Origin of the sequence: Pseudomonas sp. B19125 (genome assembly GCF_044218855.1) — a bacterium.
GTDB lineage: Bacteria > Pseudomonadota > Gammaproteobacteria > Pseudomonadales > Pseudomonadaceae > Aquipseudomonas > Aquipseudomonas edaphica.
Genome location: NZ_CP162589.1, coordinates 3,519,803 through 3,541,558 on the forward strand (window position 1 = coordinate 3,519,803; position 21,756 = coordinate 3,541,558).

The window sequence follows — 21,756 nt, forward strand, 5'->3', positions numbered from 1 at the left end:
GAAGACCTCCCTTCTTTGAAACAACAACCAAAAAATTACTTCGTGGGTTTCCCCAGGGCCTTGGCCACCAGTTGCTCGTAAAGCTCGGCGTAGGGTTCCACCGCCTGGCACCAGTTGAACGGTTGGGTCATGGAGCGGCTGCGCATGGCGTTAAGCAGGCCTTTATTGGCAAACACCCTGAACGCGCGGCTCAGTGCTTCTTTATAGCTCTCGACAGTGGACTCATTGAACAGGAAGCCGGTGACGCCATTTTCGATGGTGTCCGCCAAGCCGCCGGTATTGCGCGCCACCGGCAGCGAGCCGAAACGCTGGGCGTACATCTGGCTCAAGCCACACGGCTCATAGCGCGAGGGCATCAGCAGGAAATCGCTGCCGGCGAACATGCGCCGTGCATCGGTTTCGTTGAAGCCGATGCGCACCCCGACCTGGCCAGGAAAGCGCAGGGCCAGTTCGCGCATGGCGTGTTCTTCTTCCGGCTCGCCACGGCCGATGATGGCGATCTGGCCACCGTTCTCGACAATAAAGCTGCTGACCGCTTCGGTCAGGTCCAGGCCTTTTTGGTACACCAGCCGTGATACCACCGCGAACAGCGGGCCGGTGGACTCGTGCAGGCCGAACAGTTCGCGCACATGGGCGGCGTTCACCGCCTTGCCTTCCCAGTCGCCAATATTGAAGTTATGGGTCAGATGCGTGTCGGTGGAGGTTTCCCAGCTCTCGTCGATGCCATTGGGAATCCCGCTGAGCAGGCCTTGCTGGGTCTTGCTGGCGAGGAAGCCGTCGAGGCCACAGCCGAATTCCGGGGTGGTGATTTCCTGGGCGTAGGTCGCGCTCACGGTGGTGATATGGCTGGAATACGCCATGCCCGCCTTGAGGAACGACATCTTGCCGTAGAACTCCATGCCTTCCTGTTGCAGGGCATGGGGTGGAATGCCCAATTCCGGGGTCGACGCCAGGCTGACCACACCTTGATAGGCGAGGTTATGAATGGTGAACAGCGTGGGGGTGCGCGACCCACGCCAGTGCATATAAGCCGGCGCCAGGCCAGCCGGCCAGTCATGGGCGTGCACCAGGTCCGGGCACCAGTGGATCTGCGCCAGGTTGGCGGCCATGTCGGCGGCGGCCAGGCCCAGGCGAGCGAAGCGGATATGGTTGTCCGGCCAGTCGCGGCCATTGTTGGCGCCGTAGGGCGTGCCTTCACGCTCGTAGAGCTCGGGGCAGATCAGCACATAGATGACCAGGCCATCCTTGAGGTCCATGCGCCCGATCTTGCACGGCGGCAGCGCTGCGTGCCCGCCCAGCTCGCCAATGATATGGATCGGGTTGTCACTTTCCATTACCTGCGGGTAGCCCGGGATCAACACGCGCACATCATGCAGGTGCGCCATGGCGCGGGGCAGGGCAGCGGAGACGTCGCCCAGGCCGCCGGTTTTCACCAGGTCGGCGAATTCGGACGTCACAAACAGGACTTTCTTACGATTAGGGTTCTGACTCACGATCGGCCGCACAGTGTTGGGCAGGTCGGCCAACGAAGTCGGTCCCCCTGCCGGCTGACTAAAACGCTCTCCCTGAGTATCGACTGCAGCACTGATCATAGTTCTCTCCTACATGTTTGGTCGGCTGATGGCCCGCTGCCATCGGCTCCGATTGGCCACATCCTGCGGCCAGGCGCACAAGCACAGTACAAGCTGGCAAGGCGTATGCCAGTTGCACCCATTGCGAAAAAAGAGTGGATGGACGGGCGTTCGGCTGAAGCGCCTGCGCTCGTCTCCCTTAAAAACTTGACCTGCGGCAGAGTTGTAAAGTTTCGATTTTTTGCGGGGTTTTTGTTTTGAAACGGACCCATCGGTCATCAGTCTAGGACAGATCCCAGAGACTGTACGGTTTCTAGGGGTTTTTTGTAGGACAAAAAACTTGTAACGATATGCACCGTTCGGAACTTGCGGTGATTCTGGGAGAACGGCGGGTAATTGAAGTGAAAAGAGCTGGTGTGGCGAGCAGGCTTGTTGTGGCGAGCAGGCTTGCCCTGCGTTGGGCTGCGCAGCAGCCCCATAATGAGCACACCCGGCCTATCTGATGCACCGATTGGGCGATTTGGGAGCGTTGCGCGCTCCAACGCAGGGCAAGCCTGCTCGCCACAACAAGCTTGCATGCCACAACAAGCCTGAATGCCAAGACAAGCTTGCTTGCGATGCCGCTTATAGGCTGCGAATCGGCGTCCCGCTGGCCCAGGCCTGAATGTCCTCGATCATCTGCTGATAAAACTGCCGATAATTCTGTTCACTCACATACCCGACGTGGGGCGTGGCCAACACATTCGGCAAGCGCCGGAAGGGATGATCAACCGGTAGTGGCTCTTCGCTATACACATCCAATGCGGCCCCCGCCAGTCGCCCGGCCGATAACGCCTCGATCAGCGCCTGCTCATCCACAATCGGCCCACGTGAGGTATTGACCAGGCGCGCACTCGGTTTCATCCAACCCAGCGCCTGCGTATCCACCAGGCCGCGACTGCGCTCACTGAGTACCAGATGCACGCTCAGAATATCCGCCTGTTCGAACAACTCACGCTTGCTGACCCAGCTCACACCCGCCTCTGCGGCCCGCTCCGGCGTAAGGTTCTCGCTCCAGGCAATCACGCGCATGCCAAATGCCTGGCCAAACTGCGCAACCTTCTGGCCGATGCTGCCCAGTCCGAGAACCCCCAGGGTTTTGCCATACAGATCGCCACCCAGCCCGACCTGCCAGCCGCCGGCGCGCAGTGAGTTGGCTTCGGCCAGCAGGTTGCGGGTCGAGGCCATGATCAGCGCCCAGGTTAACTCCGGCGCTGCCTGCTTGTAGCTGTCGGTGCCGCACACCTGGATGCCCAGGGCTTTAGCGGCGGCTATGTCGATAGCCGCGTTGCGCATGCCGCCGGTCACCAGCAGTTTCAGCTTGGGCAGGCCTTGTAACAGGGCCTGATCGAAGGTCGAGCGCTCGCGCATCAGGCAAATCACGTCGAACCCCTGCAAACGTTCAACCATCGTGGCGGTATCGGCGGGGTAATCGTGCAGAAAATGCACCTGGCCCACCGCCGCCAATGCCGACCAATCCACCACACCACTGGCCACATTCTGCCAATCATCAATGACTGCGATCTGTACCGACATTCAGGAGTGCCTCGAAAAAGGTTGGATTAAAGGGCATTCAACCCCTGTAACAGTGCCTTATGAAACTGCGCCGGTTCTTCCATCTGCGGTGCGTGGCCCAGGCCCGGGAACTCCACCAGGGTCGCATGGGGGATCAGCTTGGCCACCTGCTTGCCCAGCACGTCGTAGTGACCGAGCCTGGCCTTGACCGCCGGCGGCGCGATATCGCTGCCAATGGCGGTGGTGTCGGACGTGCCGATCAACAGCAGCGTGGGCATCTGCAAATCCTTGAACTCGTAGTACACCGGCTGGGTGAAGATCATGTCGTAAATCAGCGCCGAGTTCCATGCGACCTGGGTATGGCCCGGGCCATTATTGAGGCCGGCAAGCATGTCGACCCAACGTTCGTATTCCGGTTTCCAGCGCCCGACGTAGTAAGTGTTGAGTTCATACTGGCGAATGCCGTCGGCGCTGAGTTTCAACTCGCGCTCATACCACTGGTCGACGCTGCGATACGGTACGCCCAAGGCTTTCCAGTCTTCCAGGCCGATGGGATTAACCAGTGCCAACTGCTCGGTTTGTTGCGGATACAGCAGTGCATAACGGGTGGCGAGCATGCCGCCGGTGGAATGGCCGATGAGGGTGGCCTTCTGAACGCCGAGTTTCTCCAGCAGTTGGTGGGTGTTGATCGCCAGTTGCTGGAAGCTGTACTGGTAGTGGTCCGGTTTGCTGGAGGTGCAAAACCCGATCTGGTCCGGCGCGATCACACGGTAACCCGCTTCGCTCAAGGCCTTGATCGATTCTTCCCAAGTGGCGCCGCAAAAGTTCTTGCCGTGCATCAACACCACGCTGCGGCCATTGGCACGGCCCTTGGCGGGCACGTCCATATAACCCATTTGCAGGGTTTTGCCTTGGGACTGGAAACTGAAATGTTCGACCGGGTAAGGGTATTGAAAGCCTTGCAGCTCGGGGCCATAGGTAGTGGCAAGGGGAGCAGCGGCGAGGGCGGGAGCGGCGCTCGCCGTGAGCAGGCCGGTGATGCAAAAGGCGCGGATTAGCGACATGAACAGGGCTCCGGAAGGAATGCCCGGATGCTGTTGCGAGGGGATTAAGTGGGGATTAACACCCAGTGCAGGGTCAGCGCCGTCAGCACGCCATAACGCAGGCTCTTGGCCAGCGTGACCAACAGCAAAAACCGCCACAGCGGTTCGCGCATTACCCCAGCGACCAAGGTCAGCGGGTCACCGATGATCGGCACCCAACTGAGCAATAACGTCCAGTGCCCCCAGCGTTCGTAATGGCGACTGGCCTTGTCGAGCTGCTTTGCGCTGACCGGAAACCAGCGGCGATCCTTGAAGTGTTCAACCCAGCGGCCCAGCCACCAATTGACCACCGACCCCAGGACATTGCCCACCGTCGCAATACCCAGCAGCAGCCACAGGCTATAGTGGCCGCTGAGCAATAAGCCAACCAGCACGGCTTCCGATTGCAGTGGTAACAAGGTTGCTGCGCCAAAGGCGGCAAAAAACAGCCCCAGGTAACCGGCGAGCATTAATCAGTGGGCCGGGTAGTCAGCCACCACCACATCCTGACCGTCGCGCGTCAGGCCGATGACCTGGTAGGCCTCGCGGCGGTCACCCATTTCCATACCGGGCGAGCCCATGGGCATGCCGGGCGCGGCAATGCCTAGCAGATCATCGCGTTCGCGCAGTGCCAGCACCTGCTCGGCGGGCACATGGCCTTCGACGAACTTGCCGTCGATCACGGCGGTATGGCACGAGCCCAGGCGCGGCGCTACGCCCAGGCGCTGCTTGATGGCGCTCATATCGGCTTCGACATGGTCATTAACCTTGAAACCGTTGGTTTCAAGGTGACTGATCCATTTTTTGCAGCAACCGCAGTTGGCATCGCGGTGCACGTCGATTGGGATCAGGTCGGCCGCCTGGGCCAGTGTGGTGGTGAACAGGGCGCAAAGTAGGGCCAGTCGCAGGGGGTTTTTCATGTGGGGCTCGTGGGCAAGAGGACGGCGTCGGGATTTTGCGGCGATCATGACGACGTCATCGCAGGCAAGCCAGCTCCCACAGGGTGAGCGGGGTGGCAGTAATGTTTCTAAATTATACGAAAGCCGCGTTTTCAAGGCGGTGCTTGAGTTGGTCCAGCGCAATGGTCGACAGGTCGATCATGCGCGCGTGCAAGGTGGCCAATTGCAATTCGGTCTCGTAGGTGAGCACCCGTTTGAACAGCGTGCCGCCACGGTGGGGTTGCAGGAAGTAGTGAATCGAACCGTCTACCGCGAGGGAGGTGAACACGGTCTTGAATTCACTGGGGCGGCGGGCGATTTGTACGCGATAGCTCATGGGGACGCGCACGCCCAGCAGGTCGATGATTTCGGTAAAGCGCGTGCCGGCCGGCAGTGAGCCGGTGGTGCCGGTGTCGGCACTCAGGGAGGTGGGGTGCCACTCGTGCCAGCGATCCGGCTGGGTCACATAGTCGTAGATGACCTCGATTGGCGCCTGGATGAAGCGTTCCTGACTGATCCGCTCCAAGCGGGCCGAATGCTCAGCTGCATGCATGACACACCTCCTGTGTGGCGAGAGTTTGTCCTGAGAACTGTCAGAATAGTCCCACTCCCGCGCATTGCACGGGAGTGTCTCAGTCTTTTATCAGCGCACCTTGAAGCGGCCCATCAATGCAATGACCCGGCCATTGGCATCCAACAGGCTCTGAGTGTTGGTTTGGGTGGCGTGGCCACTTTCTACCAACTCATCGACCATCTGTCGGATCTGCACCATGCTGCGGTTGATCTCCTCGGTCACCGCGCTTTGCTGCTCGGCCGCCGTGGCGATCTGGGTGCTGAGGTTATTGATATGGCTGACGGAACCGGCCATCTCATCCAGCCCGGTGTTCACCCGTGCCGTGGCATCCGCCGCCGACTGGCAACTGGCCTGGGTGTTTTCCATGGCCGCCACCGACGAACTCACGCCGGTGGTCAGGCGCGCGAGCATCTCGTTGATCTGCGAGGTGCTGGCCTGGGTCCGTGCCGCCAGCGCCCGTACTTCATCGGCCACCACCGCAAAACCACGGCCTTGCTCGCCAGCCCGCGCTGCTTCAATGGCTGCGTTAAGGGCCAGCAGGTTGGTCTGGCCGGCAATCGCGCCGATCACGCCGAGGGTTTCGGTGATGCGTGCAGCGTCCTGGCGCATGGCCTCCACGGTGTGGGTGGCGCTGGCGACTTCGCCGATCAAGGCGCTGACACTGGTGGACGCTTCGCCCACCACCACGCGGGAGCGGTCGGCATGCTCGTTGGCGCGCTGGGTGAACGAGGCGGTTTCCGCCGCGTTTTGCGCGACGGTGTCGGCAGTCGAGCTCATTTGCGTGATGGCGGTGACGGTCTGGTCGGTCTCCGAGGCGTGGCGCACCAGGATCTGGTTGGTGTGGGCCGATGTCTGCTGCAGTTGCGCCAGGCTCGACGACATGGCGCCCGTGGCCTGGGTCACTTCACCAATCATGTTCTGCAAGTAGACGATAAAGTGGTTGACCGAATGGCCGATGGCGCCCAGTTCGTCTTCGGCGCGAATGGTGATGCGCCGCGTCAGATCGGCGTCGCCGGCTGACAAGGCATCGATATTGGTCTTCAACGACTTCATGCGCTGCACCAGTTGGCGGATCGCATAGGCGGCCAGCAGCACCAGCAGCAACACCATGGGAATTTGCAGCAGGGCCAGGCTGCCGAGCACGTCATCGCGTTGGGCGGTGATCAACGAGGTCGGCAGGGCGGTGGCGAGGAACCACGGCGTGCCCTCGATCGGGCGCAGGTAGAAGGTGCTGGCCACGCCCTGGTTGTCGAACTCGTTACGCACAAGCCCTTGGTCACGATGGGCCAGGGCTTGACTCACCTGGGCGGCAAACGCCGAGGTGCCAGCCAGTTCGCTGATGTTCTTCAACACCACCGGGCCGCTGATGCGCGAACTGTTGCTGATGATCTTGCCGTCGCCTTCAACGATGAGCATCTGGCCGCCGATGTCTTTTTCCTTGCTGGCCACCAGCTCATTGAAGAACCCCAGGGTTACGTCAATGGTGGCCACGCCATAGGCTGCGCCATCGCGCTGAATAGCCATGGCACAGTTGGTGCGTGGCTCCTGGCTGGCGTCGTCCTTGTAGGCGGCGGCCCAGGCGCACTGGCCGCGCGGCGAGGCGAGGCCGCCTTTGTACCAGCTCTGGTCGTAGTAGTTGGGCGCAGCGTCGCTGTTCCAGAACGTGTTGACCGCCAGTTTGCCTGACGCATCACGGTGCCAGAAGGTGCTGAACTTGTTGCGCCCTGGGGCGCGCTGGTTGGGCAGTGGCCAGATACCGCCGCCGAAGACTTTCAGCTCGCCATACTGGTCCACCAGGCCGGGCAGCACCTTGTCGATGGCATCGCTGTCAAGCAGGGGAATGGTTTGGGTGATGCTGCGTTGTTGGGCTTGAACCTTGTTCAGTTCGCCCTGGATGCGCTCAGCCACTTCGGCGACGCGGTTGAGCACCACCTGTTCTTCGGTATGGCGCAGCGTGGGGGCCACCAACTGGCCGATACCGACAACGGTCAACACCAATATCAGCAGGACGAACAGCACCAGAAACAAGGTGTAGCGGGTTTGGATGGAGCGCAGAGGGGGCATGGGATCGTCCTTACGAAGCGTTATTATCGACGCGGCTTTGTTAGAGCTTCGTAGGGCTATCGGCTTGGAGAGAAGGAGCTTTAGGTACGATGGTGCAAAGTGAGTGGGCAACGGTGACCTTGCCGGTGTTCGCCACTGCAAGGTCACCCCTTGAGCTGACCTTATTGGCCAGTGGTGCTCGGTTTCACCTCAGTGAAAGCCGAGCCTTGCGTGGTGTCGAAGTGATCATTGGCGCCAGCGAAAATACGGTCCTTGCTCCGATTATTCCGAATGCGGTCATTACCTTCGCCGGTGAAGAACGACGTACGGTCATGCCCCACCAATTCGTCGTCGCCGCCTTCTCCGTGCAGGTAGTTGTCCCCACTCCCACCCAAGAGCGTGTCGTCGCCGGGACCACCATTGAGAAGGTTCCATTTATGCGCGCTGCTGAACCCGGCCTGGAGGTGGTCGTCGCCAGCCTCGCCGAACAGAATGGTAGGGCCGCTGCCGCCGTACAGCCTGTCGTTGCCGTCGCCACCTTGTGCAACGCCAAAGCCACTGCCCAAGCGCAGCGTATCGTTGCCGTCCTGCCCAAGGAGTCCGGTCGGGCCTGCGCCGGCCTGGAGTCTGTCGTCGCCATCACCCCCCTCGATTAACACGTAATGCTTGACGTCATCCTCGACGATGACTGTGTCATTACCGCCATTGGTCTTGATCAACAGGTTGTTGTTCAAGCTTTGTTGGGGTGGGATATCGACCACATACGACTGTCCGTTGACGATGAACTGCAACTTGTCACCTGGCCAGCTGCGCACGCGAATGATGTCGTCGTCGTTACCGGTTTCCACCTTAAGTTGATTGGCAACAATCTTAGGTTTACCGGGGTACGCCGTGCTCCAGGTGATTTCGCGGCTAAAGGTCATATCGCCTTTTTGGAGCAGTATGTGTGTCCTGACGTCTCGCGCGCCCGGTGACAGGTCGGCGGGTGGATCATAGGGTGAAGGTTTGGGCTTGACCGGCTCGACGCTTGGCACAAGGTGACGCGCGGTTGCTGGGGCGTGAGCGTAGGGAGAGAGCATGGTGATGTCCTTCTCGATAACCAAGGTATAAACCTGACCGCATGTCAGGGCTCCTCTTACGTGGGCGATCGATGCAAGAGCGTTCCTGGCAACCGCGCAGAGCTTGCGACTGGATATGTCGTTCGTCCGGTGATGATCGGCCGTAGAGGGTCAGACCAGGTAGCGCTTGCGCAAAGGCCGGTCCATTTCACGACTGGAGGTATAAACAGGAAGCTTCTCTCATCGCCTAAAACGGTCGGATCGCAATACACCACCGCCACATCGGCACGTGAGCCGGGCCTGTTGTGTGGTGCGTTTTCATGCGATTTCCAGCTTTCCTGTTTGCTAATTCCGCCATTGACCTTTGCGATAAGCCCCAGGCTGCTGGCCGGTGGTCTTGTAGAACGCCCGAGTAAACGCTGCCACCGACTGATAACCCACCGCCAGTGACACATCGGCCACGGTCATGTCTTCTTTGAACAAGCGGCAGGCATGGCGCATGCGCATCATCAACAGCACCTGCCCCGGCGATTGCCCGCACAGCTCGCTGAAACGCTTGAAAAATGCCGAGCGCGACAAACCGGTGCAGGCTGCCATGCTTTCCAGGGTCCATGGGTCTGCCGGTCGGGCGATCAATTGCTCGAGCAACTCGGCGAATGCCGGTTGTCGGCCCAGTGCCGCCAGACCGCCCAGTTCGCTGTTATCGATGACTTGCTGACGCAGCACATACAGAAACAATAAATGGCACAAACGCTCGAGCAATGCCGAGGAGGGCGCCGGGACGCGCTCGCACTCTTGCAGGATCAATTCGAACAGATTACGCGCGGCAGTAAGCGATGGGTCGCCGGCGCGCAGGATGATCCAGGCGGGCAAGCCGTCGACGATCATCGCCGACAAACCGGAATGGAAGTGAAAAAAACCGCAGACCAGGCCGACGCCATCTTCGGCGTTGCTGTCCAGCGCCAGCATCGGTCGGCGCGGGCATTCCTGCGCTGCCGCGGCCGTGGCCTCGCCAGACAGCCGATACTCGAGGTCACGCAGCAGAAACACCGCATCACCATTATTCAGGTGATGGGGAAGGGGTTCGCCGTCAATATGCAACCAGCATTGGCCCTGCACAATCAGGTGGAAACTCGCGCTGGCCAGCCCATGGGTGCTGGCATGCCACGCGCCGCAATAGCGGCCGACATGGAACAGGCTGGTGTTGAGTTCGAGGCTGTCTAATAACCAATCAACGAGCGCACTGGACGAATTCATCTAACGGAAAGACTCTAGAGCAAGTAATCGCTACTTTAGCCTATTGAGGCGTTTTTTTATAACCAACAGACTTAGGCGATGAACCCATCAGGAGACCACTCCATGTCCCGTGTACCGTTGCTCACCCCCGAAACCGCTCCGGAAGCGGCCAAGCCCTTCCTGGAAAATGCCCTCAAAGGCTCGGGTTTCATTCCCAACCTTCTCGCCGTGTTGGCCAATGCACCGGCGGCGCTGGAAACCTACATCACCGTGTCCGGGCTCAACGCCAAGTCTGAGCTGAGCCTGGCCGACCGCGAAGTGGTGCAGCTGATTGCCGCCACCACCCACGGCTGCGATTTCTGCGTGGCCGGCCATACCGCCGTGGCGCGCAATAAAGCCAAGCTGCCCGAAGACGTGATTGACGCCCTGCGCCAGCGCGGTGAATTGCCCAACGCCCGTTATGAGACACTCGCCGCGTTCACCCGCGAAGTGATCGCCACCCGTGGCGATGTCAGCGACGCGGGTTTTGAAGCGTTCCGCGCCGCCGGTTATACCGAGGGCCAGGCGCTGGAAGTTATTTTGGGCGTCAGCCTGGCAACCCTGTGCAACTTCGCTAACGTGTTTGCCCGTACCCCGCTGAACCCGGAGCTGGCGCAATACCGTTGGGAAAAACCGGCAAGCTGAATCGGCGATGGTCCACCTGCTGTAAAAAGGAGAAACGAATGCTTGACCCTATCTTGAGCCGTTGGCTCGATGTTCAAGCGCAGGCCCTGGATGTGGGCAGTTGCGATCCACAGGAAGTGCTGCCAAGGCTGGCAGAGTCGAATGTATTAAGCATTGGCGTGCCCAAGGCGCTGGGCGGCTTGGGCGGTGATGTGACCGGCGCGGTGGAAGCCATTGCCAACGTGGCCAGCCATTCCCTGGCGGCGGCGTTTGTGTGTTGGGGCCAGCGCTCTTTTATCGAATATTTGTTGCAGAGCCCGAATGAGCGGCTGCGCGAGCAACTGTTGCCGGACCTGCTCAGCGGCAAGCTGGCCGGGGCGACCGGGCTGTCGAACGCGATGAAGTTTTTGTCCGGCATCGAGACCCTGCAAATCAGCGCGGAGCCGACCGAGGACGGGTGGACCCTCAACGGCCGCCTGCACTGGGTGACCAACCTGCGCAAGAACGGTTTTGTTGCGGCGGCGGCGATTGAGCATGCCGGCGGCGGCGCGCCGTTTATCCTGGCCATCCCGGATTCGGTCGCAGGGCTGCAGCGTTCGCGTGACCTGGAACTGATGGGCCTGCAATCGAGCAATACCGCGGCCCTGGGCCTGGAAGGCGTGGAGCTGAGCCGCGACTGGTTGCTGCATGAAGATGCACGCAAGTTTCTGCCGGCCGTACGCCCGGCGTTCCTGGGTTTGCAGTGCGGCATGTCCATTGGCCTGGCGAGGCGCTCACTGGCGGAAGTGGCCAACCATTTGGGCTCCTCACGCACGGTGTTGCGTGACGAGTTGGAAGCCTTGCGAGCGACCCTCGATCACCTGGTCACAGAACTCAAAGGCGGCCTGTTGGCCGGTCGTTTTGCCGTCGAGCCGGTGCCCTTGTTCAAACTGCGCATCGCCCTGGCCGAAACCGCCGCCAGCGCGGTGCAGCTGGAACTGCAAGCCAGTGGTGGCAAGGCCTACCTCACAGCCCATGGCAGTGGCTTTGCACGGCGCTGGCGCGAGTCGGCCTTTGTGCCGATCGTGACGCCAAGCCTGGTGCAGCTGCGCACCGAGCTGCACCGTCAGGCCAACCTATGAGTCAGGCGGTACTGAGCGCCGAGGGTATTTGCCTGGGCTATGCCAGCGGGCCGGTGTTGCAAGGGTTTGATTTGCAGCTGCAGCCGGGCGAAGTGGTGTCGATCCTCGGCCCCAGCGGCGTGGGTAAATCCAGCCTGCTGCGCGTGCTGGCCGGTTTGCAGGCGCCCCAGGGCGGTAGCGTGCAGGTGCTGGGCGAGCCGCTGGCCGGGCCGCATCCACGGGTGGCAGTGGCGTTTCAAGACCCTAGCCTGTTGCCCTGGCTGAACCTGGAAAAGAACGTCGCCTTTGGCCTGGATTTCGCCCGTCAGCCGCACTTGAGCCTTGAGCAGCGCCGCCAGCGCGTCGACCACGCCATTGCGGCGGTCGGCCTGGAACATGCGCGCCAGCAGTTTCCAGCGCAGTTGTCCGGCGGCATGGCCCAGCGCACCGCGTTGGCCCGTTGCCTGGCCCGCCAGCCGCAGGTGTTGCTGCTGGATGAGCCGTTCGGCGCGCTGGACGAAGTCACCCGCGCCGACATGCAGCACCTGCTGCTCAAGGTCAACCGCGAGCAGGGTTCGGCGGCGGTATTGATCACCCACGACATCGACGAAGCGCTGCTGTTGTCCGACCGTATCCTGCTACTGGGCAACCGCCCGGCGCGGACCTTGGGCGAATGGCACATCGATTTGCCGCAACCGCGCGAAGAGCAGGTTGAAGCCATCGGCGCGTTGCGTATCGAGATTCTGAAAACCTTACGGCAGGCGAGCCGCCCTCAACCCAACCCCATTGATCAACAGGAGTTTTCACATGTGTCTGGATGACCTTACGCACTCGCGCCGTGACTTTCTCAAACTCTCGGCGGTGCTCAGTGCCGCCGGTGCCTTGCCGCTGCTCAGCAGCCTGCAAGCCCGCGCCGCCAGCGAGCCGGACGCGCCTGTACGCATCGGCTATTTGCCGATCACCGACGCCACGCCCTTGCTGGTGGCGCATAACAACGGTTTGTTCGAGGCCGAAGGCATCAAGGCCGAGCGCCCGGTGCTGTTGCGCAGTTGGGCGCAGGTGATCGAGGCGTTTATTTCCGGGCAGGTCAACGTGATTCACTTGCTGTCGCCGATGACGGTATGGGCGCGCTACGGCAGCAAGGTGCCGGCCAAAGTCGTGGCCTGGAACCATGTCGGCGGTTCGGGCCTGACGGTTTCGCCGGGCATTACCGAGGTGAAGCAATTGGGCGGCAAGTCGGTGGCGATTCCGTTCTGGTACTCGATCCACAACGTAGTGGTGCAGCAACTGTTCCGCGACAACGGCCTCACGCCAGTAGCGCGTGCCGCCGGGGCTGCGATTGCGGCCAATGAGGTCAACCTGATCGTGTTGCCGCCTTCGGATATGCCGCCGGCATTGGCGAGTAAACGCATTGACGGCTACATCGTCGCCGAGCCGTTCAACGCCCTGGCGGAAAACCTCAAGGTCGGCCGCGTGCAGCGCTTTACCGGCGATGTGTGGCGCAACCACGCCTGCTGCGTGGTGTTCATGCACGAGCATGACCTGACCAACCGCCCGGAGTGGTCGCAGAAGGTGGTCAATGCCATCGTCAAGGCGCAGGTGTGGACCCGTGATAACCGCGAAGAGGCGGTGAAGCTGCTGTCCAAGGACGGCCCGAACCGCTATACACCGCACGCCGAGCCGGTGTTGAGCAAGGTGCTGGCCCCGGCCGCCGCCGACCGTGCCGCGTACCTGGCTGACGGCGCGATCCAGCATGCCAACTGGGACGAGCATCGCATCGACTTCCAGCCGTACCCATTTCCCAGCTACACCGAGGAATTGGTACGGCGCTTGAAGGACACTTTGATCGAAGGCGACAAGAAATTCCTCGCTGACCTGGACCCAACGTTCGTGGCCAAGGACCTGGTGGACGACCGCTTCGTGCGCAATGCCATCGAGTCCGTGGGCGGCATGAAAACCTTCGGCTTGCCCGACGGTTACGAACGGCACGAGGAGATCGGCGTTTGAACAACGGCAGAATCCCTGGCTGGTGGCTGGGGCTGAGTGGTTTGGCCGGCTTGCTGTTGCTGTGGTGGTTGGGCGTGAAAGTGTTTGGCGACGCCGATGGCTTGTCGGCGCGCTTTTCCCTGGCGGCAACCGCAAGCAGCTTGTGGGAATTGCTCGGGCGCAGCGAGCTGTACCTGCACATCGCGGTGAGCCTGAAGCGCATATTCGTTGGGCTGTTTCTGGCCTTGTTGGTCGGTGTGCCGTTGGGGCTGCTGGTGGGCAGTTCGCGCAACCTGGAGGCCGCCACCACACCGGCGTTCCAGTTTCTGCGGATGATCTCGCCACTGTCCTGGATGCCCATTGTGGTGATGTTGATGGGCGTGGGTGATCAGCCGATTTACTTCCTGCTGGCGTTTGCGGCGGTGTGGCCGATCATGCTCAACACCGCCGCTGGCGTACGCCAGTTGGACCCGCGTTGGTTGCAACTGAGTAAAAGCCTGAGCGCCACGCGCTGGGAAACCCTGCGACGGGTGATCATTCCCGGCGTAGTCGGGCATGTGTTGACCGGCGTGCGCCTGGCCATTGGCATTTTGTGGATCGTGCTGGTGCCGTGCGAAATGCTTGGGGTGAGCGCGGGGCTGGGGTATTACATCCTCGACACGCGTGACCGCCTGGCGTATTCGGAGTTGATGGCGATGGTGGTGGTGATCGGCTTGCTGGGGTTTGCGCTGGATGCCTTTGCGCGCTGGCTATATCAACGTTGGGTGCATGCAGGCTGACTGCAGGCGTCTCGCTTTGCTCACTGCAAAGCGAGACGCGCGTGGTGTCAGCGGTGCTCGTAGCCACGGCCGCCATCGTAGCGATGGTCGTGGTCGTGCCAGCCGCCACCGCCGCCACGTGGGAAAAAGAAGCAGCCGCTCATGGTTAACATGATCAGCAATGGAATCAACAGTGTGATTCGACGGAGCATTTTCAAATCCTCTAAAGTACCGACAGGTTCAATCAGGCGCGGAACAAGCCAAAATTTCTCAGCGCCTGTAACATATGACCCTGCCGAACCGGTGCCATCCCCGTAACCGGGTATGTGCTTGGCATGCTCGGCGATACAAAGTGGATACATTCTTAAGCTTCAGGAACCCGTCATGACCCAAAAGCAACGTTTGAAATATTCGATTCTGATCGCCCTGACAGTACTGGCGTCGATGTTTGGCCTGTCTTATCTGCAAAACACCGGCGTGATCAGCGAAAAAACGTTCCAGTACCTGGCGATTGCGATTGCCGTCGTGGTAGTGGTGATCAACGGCATCATGCGTCGCAAGGTCAAGCCTCACTTCTGATGCCTATCAAGGCGCCAGGTCAAAGCATCAGGCGCGACCGTCGAGCACTTTGGCAGCCTCTGCATGGAGGCTGTAGCTTTTATCGGCATTGAGGGTGATCACGCCCTCGCTGCACAGGCGCTTCAGCACCTCGCGCACACTGAGAAACGACAACGGAATGCCCAGCTCCAGCAAATGGCTGTGCACGCCGCGCACGCCCAATGTGCGCTGGTTGTCGGCAGCAGTGAGGAGGGCGTCAATGACCTTCAGCCGGATCAGGCTGGTGCGCAAACCGAAGCACTTGAGCAAATGGCGGATACGCTGGTTGCCGTGCTCCGGCGCTTTGCCGAACGCTTGTGCGCCGCCGCCGTAATTGGCGTCGGCAGCCGGTGAATGTCCATCCATGGGCGGTTGCGGGTTGTACATGCAAAAAACTCCTTATCAGAGCCTGATCAGGAAAATGATGGCGCTCTTATTTGAATAAGACGAACGAGCGAGCGAAATCATGAAGTCCTGGATGTAGAAATTTTGTCGGTATCCGCTTTGTCACACGTCGACCGCCCTTAAAAAACACCCGCTGCGGCTAAATTATTCCCGGTTGCCTGCGTTCTTACGGTGGGGTCGTTGCCCCTTGTAAGGGTGTCCAAATTGACTGTGGAGCTTGCGTGATTATTTCCAACCGGTTGTCCAAGGCGTGCGTGGCAGGGCTGTTGCTGGGGCTGAGCCTGAATGCTTCAGCGCGTGAACAGGTGACACAGGCTTCAGCCGATATTCGCCGCACCACCTTCGGCGTGCCGCACATCCGCGCCAATGATGAGCGTGGCTTGGGTTACGGTATTGGTTACGCGTATGCGCAAGACAACCTGTGCCTGCTGGCCAATGAAGTGGTCACGGTGAACGGCGAGCGTGCGCGGTTTTTCGGCCCGGACCAGGCGGCCCTCGAAGAGCGCAACAACCTGGCCAGTGATGTGTTTTTCAACTGGCTGAATACGCCCCAGGCGGTTGCCGCATTCTGGAAGGCGCAAACCCCACAGATGCAGCAGCGCATCGAAGGCTATGTCGCCGGCTACAACCGTTATCTGAAAGAGCAGGGCGCACCGACCCAGTGCCACGCCACCTGGGTGCGCCCGTTGGTCGTGGAAGACCTGGTCAAGCTGACCCGCAGGCTGCTGGTGGAAGGCGGTGTCGGCCAATTCGCCGAAGCCCTGGTCGGCGCCACGCCGCCTAACGCGACTGCCGCTGTGCCGTCGAGCATGAAGGCCTTTGAACTGGCAGCAGCCAATCAACAACGCTTCAGCCTCGACCGTGGCAGCAACGCCGTGGCCGTGGGCCGTGATCGTTCATTTAATGGCCGTGGCATGCTGCTGGCCAACCCGCATTTTCCGTGGGTCGGTGGCATGCGTTTTTATGAGATGCACCTGACCATCCCGGGCCAACTGAACGTGATGGGCGCAGCACTGCCGGGTTTGCCGGTGATCAATATCGGCTTTAACCAGCACGTGGCCTGGACCCACACGGTGGACACGTCCAAGCATTTCACGCTGTATCGACTGACCCTCGATCCCAAGGATTCCACGCGTTATCTGCTGGATGGGAAATCCATCGCTATGGAGCATCGTGCGGTGAAGGTCCAAGTCAAACAACCCGATGGCAGCCTCAAAGAGGTCACTCATACGGTCTACAGTTCGCAATTCGGCCCCGTGGTGCAATGGCCCGGCAAGCTCGACTGGGACAGCCACTACGCCTTCAGCCTGCGCGACGCCAACCTGGGTAACGACCGCGTGCTGCAACAGTGGTACGCGATGAACCGCGCCACCAGCCTTAAAGACCTGCAAACCTCGGTGCACACCCTGCAAGGCATACCGTGGGTCAATACCGTGGCCGCCGACGACCAGGGCCAGAGCCTGTACATGAACCTGTCGGTGGTGCCCAACGTCAGCGCCGCCAAACTGGCGCAATGCAGCGACCCTCGCGCGGGCCTGCAAATGATCATGCTCGACGGCGCCCACAGCGCCTGCGCCTGGGACGTTGACCCGCGTGCAGCGCAACCGGGCATCTTCGCTGCCGACCAGTTGCCGCAATTGCAGCGCACCGACTACGTGCAACACTCCAACGACTCGGCGTGGCTGGCCAACCCCAAGGCGCCACTCAACGGCTTCTCCCCGGTGATCAGCCAGGACCACATCGGCCTCGGCCCGCGCGCACGCTTCGCCGTGCAACGCCTGCAATCCCTGGAGAAGCAACCGATCAGCGTGGCCGACCTGCAAAACATGGTCATGGACAACGAGGTGTATCTCGCCGGACAAGTCATGCCAGACCTGCTCGAATATTGCGCCAAACATCTGGGCACTGACGCCGCCGCGCTGCAACCGTTGTGTACCAGCCTGAAAGCCTGGGACCAGCACGCCAACCTCGACAGCGGCATCGGCCTGGTGCATTTCATTAACCTGGTCGAACACCTGCAACAAATCCCCGACGCCTGGCGCGTGCCTTTCGATTCGTCACAACCGTTGACCACCCCCCGTGGCCTGGCCATCGACCACATCGAGGTGGCCAAAGCCCTGCGCGAAGCCATGCTGGCCTCCAGTGAAGAGGTCAGTAAACTCAAGGCCACCCGCTGGGGCGACATCCAGGTCAGCGGCCAAACCCCCATGCACGGCGGCCCGCAACAGCTGGGCATCTACAACGCCATGCAAACCGTGCCCCGCGCCGACGGCAAACGCGAAGTCGTCAGCGGCACCAGCTACCTGCAAATCGTCACCTTCGACGACAAAGGCCCCCAGGCACTGGGTGTGCTGGCCTTCTCCGAATCCAGCAACCCCGCATCCAAACACGCCAAGGACCAGACCCAAGCCTTCTCCGAGAAAAAGCTGCGCGCGCTGCCTTTCACCGAAGCCCAGATCAAGGCCGACCCGCACTATCAGCAACAGCGCATCCAGGAGTAGGGCAGGCCCGCAACTCCTTGATGACTATACGAAATATTTTTGAAATCAAGGGGTTGCAGGTAAAAGCAAATGCGTACATAATGGCGCCCATCGAACGCAACGAAGCATTTAAAACTTCAATGCATTCAATGAGTTAGAGTAGAGACAGGGTTTTACAGCCCACTCAAGTTTTTATGCGGTGAATGTCAGCAGTCAGGGCGTTGATCGTTTGAGGCCGAGTAGCAAAATGGTTATGCAGCGGATTGCAAATCCGCCTACGCCGGTTCGATTCCGACCTCGGCCTCCACTCTTGAAAACCCCGTAGATTAACGTCTACGGGGTTTTTTATTGTCTGAGATTTGCTCATCGCTTTCGCAATTTTTCGGATCACTTCCGCAACACTGCCTTTTTTCGGGAAATTCAAGACGCCGTTATCGTTATGCCTCTCCTCGATTGGACGTGGGATTGTGCTTGAGACTAAGGAGCCTAAGCGCCCACAACGGCCGGAAGCGGTCATACGTAGCATCTGCTGGCTCATCCGAAGTCCAGACGCGTTTGTTATCAAGGTTGACGTTCGGATTCCATTGACGGCTCGGCGTTCTTGCAGGTCGTCGATAAAGCTACTCAGGCCGGATTGGATTCCGGCATCCTCCAAACGAAGACGGAGACGTTTTTCGGTCTTGCCCTGACCAATCAGCAAAAAGCCATTGTTCAAGTCGGTGGCTGCAATCTTGAGCACATCGGCGGGACGTTGGCCGGTCAGGTAGGCCAGATCCATCCCGTTCTTGAGCTCCTGTACCGCTTCCGCGTATACCGCGTTCCATACGGTTTCACCGGCATAATAGTCCCGTGGCTTTTCCTTGTTTCGGCGAACGCCAAAGCAAGGGTTTGCTTTGTCAGTCAGCCCTGCATACAACGGAGGGGAAAGAGAGAAAGTTCGGTTCTCATGCTGACCAGCGCTTCGTTTGCTCAGATGGAGCTCGACCGTAGTCTGAAGTTAGTCCGAGATGGCCGCTGACTGAGTTACGACAGGCAGGCGTTTTTCTGCCTCGTCGATAATCAGTGCGATGGTTTTTCTGGCGATGGGTGACAACGTACGGCCGGCATGAAACACGATGGTTTCCGGGATAGAGCGCAAATGTATGGGGATCGCAGGCTGGATTTTTTCGATTAGATCGATCAGCACGCCACTCTCCAAATCAGGCGCTAGCCAAGATTGCCAAGTGAGCAGTAGCGCGTCGCTAGTCAGCGTGGCCTGACGCAGGCAGTTCAGCTCATTGCATACCAACTTCCACGGCAGTAGTGTCGTCGAGGGCATTCCGAATAGCGCCCGGGCGTGCACGTCGTCCGTGGTCACAGCAGCCCACGGGTAGGCGAGTAGTTGCTGATGCGTCACCGGCTCGGCCTGTCGAGCCAGTGGGTGCTCGTGGCGACAGAAGATAGAGGCCGGTTGTGGCGGCAAACTCCGAACGTCAAAGCGTGGGTCTACCCCCTGCTCGACCCGCACGCTCGCTACGACAAACTCGATGTCTTCCTGTGCCAGTTGGTTGGCCAAGTGATGCCAGTAATTGACTTCAGGGGTCACCACCAGCTTGGGCGCGCTCTTGCGCAAGGCCAGCAGCACGTTGGGAAGGGTGGTGTTGGCGGTCATCATGCCGACGCCGAAGTTGAGTTCACCTCCCTGCCCCCCGGCGATGTCGCTGGCCTCCGCGACCAACTTGTCGGCGCACGCCAGCATCTCGCGCGCCCGAGCAATGAGCTGGTGACCAGCGCATGTCAGCGTCACTGAGCGGGTGTCCCGATCAAACAGGCGCACCTTTAGGTCTTTTTCCAGCGATTGGATGCTACGGCTGAACGCCGTCTGCGAAAGATGGGCTCGCTCCGCGGCCCGGGAGAAGTGCAGTTCCTCTCCAAGCAAGACCAGGTGACGAATTCGCTTCAAGTCAATTAAGTCGCTCAATGCATCAATCGCTCTTCATATTTGCATTGGACGGTTGTACCTCACTCCCAGAAAATTCGCCAGAGTTTGCGCTTGGCTGGCAACCTGTGCGTTTGCGTTTCGATGCCCTGAAACGATGACGGCCGGCTCAACTTTAAAAAGGGTGAGACCTTCTCGAAGATCTTCAAAGGCATTCACGACCTGCAATTGAGTACAGAGCTCCGTGTGATCTTGCGGCCTTAGGTCTAATTGGTTGCCGTGAACAGAAAAGGCCTGCTGGCCACCCGATTGCGACGCAATCCGAGTAATCAAGCGTGCGAAGGAGACTAAAATGCAAGTGAAAATAGACGCTCTGCAAACCTTGCCGGGCAGCGCTATAGCCCAGTCTGACGTCCAGCCGCAGTTCCTCAGCGCCGACGCCAGCGATCCGCAGGTCATAGGCTGGATGCAAGGTTCACCGCCGGTGCCGGAAAAGGTCGTGCGATTCAGCAACATCCTGCAGTTCCCCCAGACGCGCTGGTCGTTCTCGCATCTGCGCGAGCTGTTGCCAAGCGTGCAGGTCGCGCGTGGAAAGGGAGCAGCCAGCCCGTTACCTCGCGCCGAACGCGGAGACATCGACGCCCTGGTCTTCACCCTACTGGGCAGCGACCGCACTATGACCTGGGAACAGTCACTGAAGGCCAACTACACCGATGGGATCCTGGTACTGCACCGCGGGCAAGTGGTCTATGAACGCTACTTCGGCGCGTTGACTGATCAGGGCCAGCACATTGCCATGTCGGTCACCAAATCTTTTATCGGCACCTTGGCGGCGATGCTGGTCGAGGAAGGTAGTATCGACCCACAGGCGAAGGTCAGCCACTACGTTCTGGAGTTGAGGGACAGTGCATTTGGCGATGCCACGGTACGCCAAGTAATGGATATGACAGTCGGTGTTCGCTACTCGGAAGACTACGCCGACCCCAAAGCGGAAATCTGGGAGTACTTACGAGCCGCCCATATGACATCGCGACCGGAGGGATACGTCGGCGCAACCGCGGTGACCGAATACCTGATGAAACTGCGCAAAGAGGGCGAGCACGGTCAGGCCTTTGCTTACAAGACGGTCAATACCGACGTTTTGTCCTGGGTGATCCAGCGCGCGACGGGCAAACCCATCGCAGTCAATCTACAAGAGCGCATCTGGAGCAAGCTGGGGGCCGAGCAGGACGCCTACTTGATCGTCGATGAGGTGGGTACCGCGTTTACCGGTGGCGGTTTCAACACCTCGTTGCGCGACTTGGCCCGTTTCGGCGAGATGATGCGCCTGGACGGCAAGTTTAATGGCCAGCAGATAGTGCCCAAGAGCGTGATCGCGAATATTCGTGGGGGCGCCAGCCAGCAAGACTTCGCCAAGGCAGGCTATGAGCTGCTGCCAAACTGGAGTTATCGCAACATGTGGTGGGTGTCCCACGACACTCATGGCGTCTACTCGGCACGTGGGCTCCACGGACAAAGCATGTATATCGACCCCAAGGCGAAAATGGTCATTGTGCGTTATGCCTCGCACCCCTTGGCTAGCAGTTCGAACTTCGATCCGACTACCTTGCCCGCCTATCGAGCGGTGGCCAATCATCTGATGGCCAGCTCGCTATAGTGCGATGAAAAGCGGTAATAGCAGGCATTGGAGAGTGGGCGGCAGTGTTCCGCGATGTACCATTCGCCAATGTTGAGTCGTTTCGCAATAACGAATACTGCTTAGACCGGTTGACCAACGCTGGTTTGAACGATTA

General features: G+C 60.0%; 21 protein-coding genes, 1 tRNA gene and 2 pseudogenes. 11 read left to right on the plus strand and 13 right to left on the minus strand.

The window, feature by feature from the left end:
* Window positions 1-35: 35 nt before the first annotated feature.
* The 10 genes and pseudogenes from glgA to AB4P96_RS16025 all read right to left on the minus strand — a co-directional run bounded on the left by glgA (window position 36) and on the right by AB4P96_RS16025 (window position 10,077).
* Window positions 36-1,592 (minus strand): glycogen synthase GlgA, encoded by a 1,557-nt coding sequence (glgA, locus tag AB4P96_RS15980; RefSeq protein WP_026013833.1) that lies wholly within the window; start codon window positions 1,590-1,592, stop codon window positions 36-38.
* A gap of 603 nt (window positions 1,593-2,195) precedes the next feature.
* Complete coding sequence (locus AB4P96_RS15985; RefSeq protein ID WP_170037601.1) at window positions 2,196-3,146, minus strand: D-2-hydroxyacid dehydrogenase family protein; 951 nt, start codon at window positions 3,144-3,146, stop codon at window positions 2,196-2,198.
* A gap of 26 nt (window positions 3,147-3,172) precedes the next feature.
* Window positions 3,173-4,189, minus strand: coding sequence for an alpha/beta fold hydrolase (locus tag AB4P96_RS15990; RefSeq protein WP_395599774.1), 1,017 nt, complete (start codon window positions 4,187-4,189; stop codon window positions 3,173-3,175).
* A 44-nt stretch (window positions 4,190-4,233) separates the two neighbouring features.
* Window positions 4,234-4,677, minus strand: coding sequence for a YqaA family protein (locus AB4P96_RS15995; protein WP_395599775.1), 444 nt, complete (start codon window positions 4,675-4,677; stop codon window positions 4,234-4,236).
* A 3-nt stretch (window positions 4,678-4,680) separates the two neighbouring features.
* Complete coding sequence (locus AB4P96_RS16000; protein WP_395599776.1) at window positions 4,681-5,127, minus strand: DUF411 domain-containing protein; 447 nt, start codon at window positions 5,125-5,127, stop codon at window positions 4,681-4,683.
* A gap of 112 nt (window positions 5,128-5,239) precedes the next feature.
* Window positions 5,240-5,698, minus strand: a complete 459-nt coding sequence (locus AB4P96_RS16005; protein WP_017138908.1) for an SRPBCC family protein — start codon at window positions 5,696-5,698, stop codon at window positions 5,240-5,242.
* Window positions 5,699-5,788: 90 nt separating this feature from the next.
* The gene (locus AB4P96_RS16010; RefSeq protein WP_370589404.1) at window positions 5,789-6,634 is read right to left on the minus strand and encodes a methyl-accepting chemotaxis protein; all 846 of its coding nucleotides are present in this window, start codon (window positions 6,632-6,634) and stop codon (window positions 5,789-5,791) included.
* Window positions 6,635-6,697: 63 nt separating this feature from the next.
* Window positions 6,698-7,783, minus strand: a pseudogene (locus AB4P96_RS16015) (cache domain-containing protein); the annotation flags it as partial.
* Window positions 7,784-7,944: 161 nt separating this feature from the next.
* The gene (locus AB4P96_RS16020; RefSeq protein WP_395599777.1) at window positions 7,945-8,841 is read right to left on the minus strand and encodes a calcium-binding protein; all 897 of its coding nucleotides are present in this window, start codon (window positions 8,839-8,841) and stop codon (window positions 7,945-7,947) included.
* Between the two features lie 324 nt (window positions 8,842-9,165).
* Window positions 9,166-10,077, minus strand: a complete 912-nt coding sequence (locus AB4P96_RS16025) for an AraC family transcriptional regulator (RefSeq protein WP_017138905.1) — start codon at window positions 10,075-10,077, stop codon at window positions 9,166-9,168.
* A 102-nt stretch (window positions 10,078-10,179) separates the two neighbouring features.
* On the opposite strand from AB4P96_RS16025, the gene AB4P96_RS16030 reads away from it, so the two are divergent.
* The 5 genes from AB4P96_RS16030 to AB4P96_RS16050 are packed head-to-tail and all read left to right on the plus strand — an operon-like array spanning window position 10,180 to window position 14,584.
* Window positions 10,180-10,740: a carboxymuconolactone decarboxylase family protein gene (locus tag AB4P96_RS16030; protein ID WP_099549676.1), complete on the plus strand. Its 561-nt coding sequence runs from the start codon at window positions 10,180-10,182 to the stop codon at window positions 10,738-10,740.
* Between the two features lie 38 nt (window positions 10,741-10,778).
* Window positions 10,779-11,840, plus strand: a complete 1,062-nt coding sequence (locus AB4P96_RS16035) for an acyl-CoA dehydrogenase family protein (RefSeq protein ID WP_169986208.1) — start codon at window positions 10,779-10,781, stop codon at window positions 11,838-11,840.
* Window positions 11,837-12,640 (plus strand): ABC transporter ATP-binding protein, encoded by an 804-nt coding sequence (locus AB4P96_RS16040; protein ID WP_395599778.1) that lies wholly within the window; start codon window positions 11,837-11,839, stop codon window positions 12,638-12,640. The genes AB4P96_RS16035 and AB4P96_RS16040 overlap by 4 nt, the downstream gene beginning before the upstream one ends.
* Window positions 12,627-13,826: an ABC transporter substrate-binding protein gene (locus AB4P96_RS16045; RefSeq protein ID WP_138451690.1), complete on the plus strand. Its 1,200-nt coding sequence runs from the start codon at window positions 12,627-12,629 to the stop codon at window positions 13,824-13,826. Before AB4P96_RS16040 ends, AB4P96_RS16045 begins: the two co-directional genes overlap by 14 nt.
* An 11-nt stretch (window positions 13,827-13,837) precedes the next feature.
* Window positions 13,838-14,584: an ABC transporter permease gene (locus tag AB4P96_RS16050; protein ID WP_370589405.1), complete on the plus strand. Its 747-nt coding sequence runs from the start codon at window positions 13,838-13,840 to the stop codon at window positions 14,582-14,584.
* Between the two features lie 47 nt (window positions 14,585-14,631).
* Here AB4P96_RS16050 and AB4P96_RS16055 read toward each other — a convergent pair whose 3' ends face one another.
* Window positions 14,632-14,775 carry a hypothetical protein gene (locus tag AB4P96_RS16055; protein WP_169986206.1) on the minus strand — a complete coding sequence of 48 codons (144 nt, stop codon included), beginning with the start codon at window positions 14,773-14,775 and terminating at the stop codon, window positions 14,632-14,634.
* A gap of 172 nt (window positions 14,776-14,947) precedes the next feature.
* On the opposite strand from AB4P96_RS16055, the gene AB4P96_RS16060 reads away from it, so the two are divergent.
* Window positions 14,948-15,142, plus strand: a complete 195-nt coding sequence (locus tag AB4P96_RS16060) for a hypothetical protein (protein WP_017138898.1) — start codon at window positions 14,948-14,950, stop codon at window positions 15,140-15,142.
* A 27-nt stretch (window positions 15,143-15,169) separates the two neighbouring features.
* Here the strand turns inward: AB4P96_RS16060 and AB4P96_RS16065 are convergent, their stop codons facing one another.
* Window positions 15,170-15,547: a fe2+ zn2+ uptake regulation protein gene (locus AB4P96_RS16065; protein WP_017138897.1), complete on the minus strand. Its 378-nt coding sequence runs from the start codon at window positions 15,545-15,547 to the stop codon at window positions 15,170-15,172.
* 239 nt (window positions 15,548-15,786) lie between these two features.
* Here AB4P96_RS16065 and AB4P96_RS16070 point away from each other — a divergent pair, with 239 nt between their 5' ends.
* The 3 genes from AB4P96_RS16070 to AB4P96_RS16080 all read left to right on the plus strand — a co-directional run bounded on the left by AB4P96_RS16070 (window position 15,787) and on the right by AB4P96_RS16080 (window position 19,063).
* The gene (locus tag AB4P96_RS16070; protein WP_395599779.1) at window positions 15,787-18,066 is read left to right on the plus strand and encodes an acylase; all 2,280 of its coding nucleotides are present in this window, start codon (window positions 15,787-15,789) and stop codon (window positions 18,064-18,066) included.
* A gap of 212 nt (window positions 18,067-18,278) precedes the next feature.
* Window positions 18,279-18,352 (plus strand) — tRNA-Cys (locus AB4P96_RS16075).
* Between the two features lie 294 nt (window positions 18,353-18,646).
* Complete coding sequence (locus tag AB4P96_RS16080) at window positions 18,647-19,063, plus strand: hypothetical protein (protein ID WP_329606475.1); 417 nt, start codon at window positions 18,647-18,649, stop codon at window positions 19,061-19,063.
* On the opposite strand, the gene AB4P96_RS16085 is transcribed toward AB4P96_RS16080, so the two are convergent.
* On the minus strand, window positions 19,043-20,005 hold the full coding sequence (locus AB4P96_RS16085; protein WP_017138895.1) for a LysR family transcriptional regulator: 963 nt from the start codon (window positions 20,003-20,005) through the stop codon (window positions 19,043-19,045). The two genes, AB4P96_RS16080 and AB4P96_RS16085, sit on opposite strands and share 21 nt — an antisense overlap.
* 111 nt (window positions 20,006-20,116) lie before the next feature.
* Between AB4P96_RS16085 and AB4P96_RS16090 the strand changes: the two are divergent.
* Together AB4P96_RS16090 and AB4P96_RS16095 are read left to right on the plus strand one after the other, a co-directional pair.
* A pseudogene (locus AB4P96_RS16090) lies at window positions 20,117-20,194 on the plus strand (hypothetical protein); the annotation flags it as partial.
* 121 nt (window positions 20,195-20,315) lie between these two features.
* Window positions 20,316-21,620, plus strand: a complete 1,305-nt coding sequence (locus AB4P96_RS16095; RefSeq protein ID WP_017138894.1) for a serine hydrolase — start codon at window positions 20,316-20,318, stop codon at window positions 21,618-21,620.
* Window positions 21,621-21,756 lie beyond the last annotated feature (136 nt).

Coding starts and splice junctions, on each gene's coding strand:
- AB4P96_RS16040 (WP_395599778.1), top strand. CDS start 11,837: ATGAGTCAGGCGGTACTGAGCGCCGAGGGTATTTGCCTGGGCTATGCC.
- AB4P96_RS15995 (WP_395599775.1), bottom strand. CDS start 4,677: ATGCTCGCCGGTTACCTGGGGCTGTTTTTTGCCGCCTTTGGCGCAGCA.
- AB4P96_RS16000 (WP_395599776.1), bottom strand. CDS start 5,127: ATGAAAAACCCCCTGCGACTGGCCCTACTTTGCGCCCTGTTCACCACC.
- AB4P96_RS16065 (WP_017138897.1), bottom strand. CDS start 15,547: ATGTACAACCCGCAACCGCCCATGGATGGACATTCACCGGCTGCCGAC.
- AB4P96_RS16060 (WP_017138898.1), top strand. CDS start 14,948: ATGACCCAAAAGCAACGTTTGAAATATTCGATTCTGATCGCCCTGACA.
- AB4P96_RS16020 (WP_395599777.1), bottom strand. CDS start 8,841: ATGCTCTCTCCCTACGCTCACGCCCCAGCAACCGCGCGTCACCTTGTG.
- AB4P96_RS15990 (WP_395599774.1), bottom strand. CDS start 4,189: ATGTCGCTAATCCGCGCCTTTTGCATCACCGGCCTGCTCACGGCGAGC.
- AB4P96_RS16030 (WP_099549676.1), top strand. CDS start 10,180: ATGTCCCGTGTACCGTTGCTCACCCCCGAAACCGCTCCGGAAGCGGCC.
- AB4P96_RS16005 (WP_017138908.1), bottom strand. CDS start 5,698: ATGCATGCAGCTGAGCATTCGGCCCGCTTGGAGCGGATCAGTCAGGAA.
- AB4P96_RS15985 (WP_170037601.1), bottom strand. CDS start 3,146: ATGTCGGTACAGATCGCAGTCATTGATGATTGGCAGAATGTGGCCAGT.
- AB4P96_RS16035 (WP_169986208.1), top strand. CDS start 10,779: ATGCTTGACCCTATCTTGAGCCGTTGGCTCGATGTTCAAGCGCAGGCC.
- AB4P96_RS16095 (WP_017138894.1), top strand. CDS start 20,316: ATGCAAGTGAAAATAGACGCTCTGCAAACCTTGCCGGGCAGCGCTATA.
- AB4P96_RS16055 (WP_169986206.1), bottom strand. CDS start 14,775: ATGCTCCGTCGAATCACACTGTTGATTCCATTGCTGATCATGTTAACC.
- AB4P96_RS16010 (WP_370589404.1), bottom strand. CDS start 6,634: ATGATTGGTGAAGTGACCCAGGCCACGGGCGCCATGTCGTCGAGCCTG.
- glgA (WP_026013833.1), bottom strand. CDS start 1,592: ATGATCAGTGCTGCAGTCGATACTCAGGGAGAGCGTTTTAGTCAGCCG.
- AB4P96_RS16025 (WP_017138905.1), bottom strand. CDS start 10,077: ATGAATTCGTCCAGTGCGCTCGTTGATTGGTTATTAGACAGCCTCGAA.
- AB4P96_RS16045 (WP_138451690.1), top strand. CDS start 12,627: ATGTGTCTGGATGACCTTACGCACTCGCGCCGTGACTTTCTCAAACTC.